Here is a 1946-nt window from a genome sequence, read left to right on the forward strand (position 1 = left end):
AATGAAACAGCGTCAGAAAAGCACAACCGTTGAACGCAGAAAGGAAATTCTGAGTCAGTTATCAGCTCACGGGCAGGTTCTGGTCCACGAACTGAGCAAAGTATTCAATGTCAGTGAAGTTACGGTTCGGAATGATCTGGAACAGCTCGAGAAAAAACATCTCTTGCTGCGTATTCGCGGCGGAGCTATTAAAACCGACGGAGGCGTTGGCATTGACATCCACCTCTCTGATAAAGACAAACTGCACTATCAGGAGAAAGCAAGGATTGGCAAAAGAGCAGCTGAACTTATAAAAGACCACGATACCATTATTCTTGATTCCGGCACCACCACTTTCGAAATAGCAAAGAACCTGAGCCATCTGAATAATATTACTGTGGTTTGCAACGCTCTGAACATTATTGGTCAGCTTGTCAACAATAACAATGTCAACTTAATCATCCCCGGAGGGTATCTGAGAAGAAATTCCCTCTCCCTGGTTGGTCCCCTTTCAGAAAAGAATCTTCAAAATATTTTTGTTGACAAGGTTTTCCTGGGTGTAGATGGTTTCGACACCCAACACGGTATTTATACTCCCAATCTCGAAGAAGCTCACCTTAACGAGCTGATGATAAAGAATGCCAGGGAAGTAATCATCGTAACCGACTCAAGCAAATTTTTCAGGAGAAGCCTTGCCTTTATTTGCGGAATCAGCAAAATCCATTGCGTGGTTACCGACGAAGGCATTCCTGCTGATGATAAAAAACGCCTTGAAGATGCCGGAATTAAGGTTATTATTGCCTGATTCCTACCTTCCCTTCCCATTCCTTTGAGAATGACGTTCAGCCAATTTAATATGCTTGAATTTCAGAGGTTTAAAAGACCTGCATCTTCATTTATGGTTTGAGATATTCTGTTTTTCCTTATTTTTTGTTTCAAAACATTACGTTTTATTCATTTTGTTTATATTTGGCCCTGGAATAGAAAAAAGACCGCCCAGGCTGGTTCCTTTTTAATGTGATTCAGAAGAGAAAGATTTCAGGACAAACGATTATCAAATATTATCCGGATGAAAACAAACAGGTTGTGGCTGTTATTTGCATTGATAACGACAATTTTCTGGGGTGTATGGGGTGCATTCATTGAAATACCTGAAAAATCAGGATTTCCTGCCACTTTGGGTTATGTGGTTTGGTCGCTGACCATGATTCCATGTGCTTTGTTTGCTCTTAGCAGAATCGGTTGGAATCCGGAACACGATAAAAAATCAGTTTTCCTTGGATCAGCGGTCGGTTTGCTTGGCGCCGGCGGCCAGTTGATTTTGTTTCAGGCGCTGAGACAGGGACCGGCCTACATAGTTTTTCCGATTATATCCCTTTATCCTGTTCTGACCATATTTCTCTCGCTGGTATTTCTGAAGGAAAAGGCAAATGTCCGGCAATGGGTAGGAATTGTTCTGGCACTTATTGCCATGTTTCTTCTCTCCAATCCACAGGTTAATCCCGGGAAAACGGAGGGTATCGGTTGGCTGGCACTCGCCATCATGGTCTTTGTCATGTGGGGCACACAGGCATGGGTGATGAAATTTTCCAATAATTCAATGAAAGCGGAAAGCATTTTTTTCTATATGGCGATTACAGGTCTGGTTTTGTCACCTTTTGCTGTTCTGATGACTGATTTCTCGGTTCCCGTAAATTGGGGATTCAAAGGACCATGGCTTGCAGGAATAATTCAGGTTCTAAATGCAATTGGAGCGCTTTCGCTTGTTTATGCACTGCGTTATGGAAAAGCGATTATAGTGGTTCCGCTTACAGGTCTGGCACCGGTTATTACTGTCGTACTCTCCCTCATACTTTACGGGGTTGTACCGGGAGGTGTTCTTCTGGCTGGTCTTATTACAGCTTCAGTAGCCATCGTTTTGCTTGCTGAATAATCCCTGTGCGTATTTTAAATCTCGAACAGGGAAA

Annotated in this window: 2 protein-coding genes; both read left to right on the forward strand. The window is 42.8% G+C overall.

Annotation, left to right across the window (positions count from 1 at the left end):
- The first annotated feature begins 1 nt into the window (after position 1).
- A complete protein-coding gene (locus tag GX419_06665; protein ID NLI24367.1) occupies positions 2 to 784 on the forward strand; it encodes a DeoR/GlpR transcriptional regulator in 783 nt (260 codons plus the stop codon).
- Between the two features lie 264 nt (positions 785 to 1048).
- Entirely contained in the window at positions 1049 to 1912 is an 864-nt protein-coding gene (locus tag GX419_06670) for a DMT family transporter (GenBank protein NLI24368.1), read from the forward strand.
- Positions 1913 to 1946 lie beyond the last annotated feature (34 nt).

It is taken from the genome of Bacteroidales bacterium, from assembly GCA_012517825.1.
Classification (GTDB): Bacteria; Bacteroidota; Bacteroidia; order Bacteroidales; family JAAYUG01; genus JAAYUG01.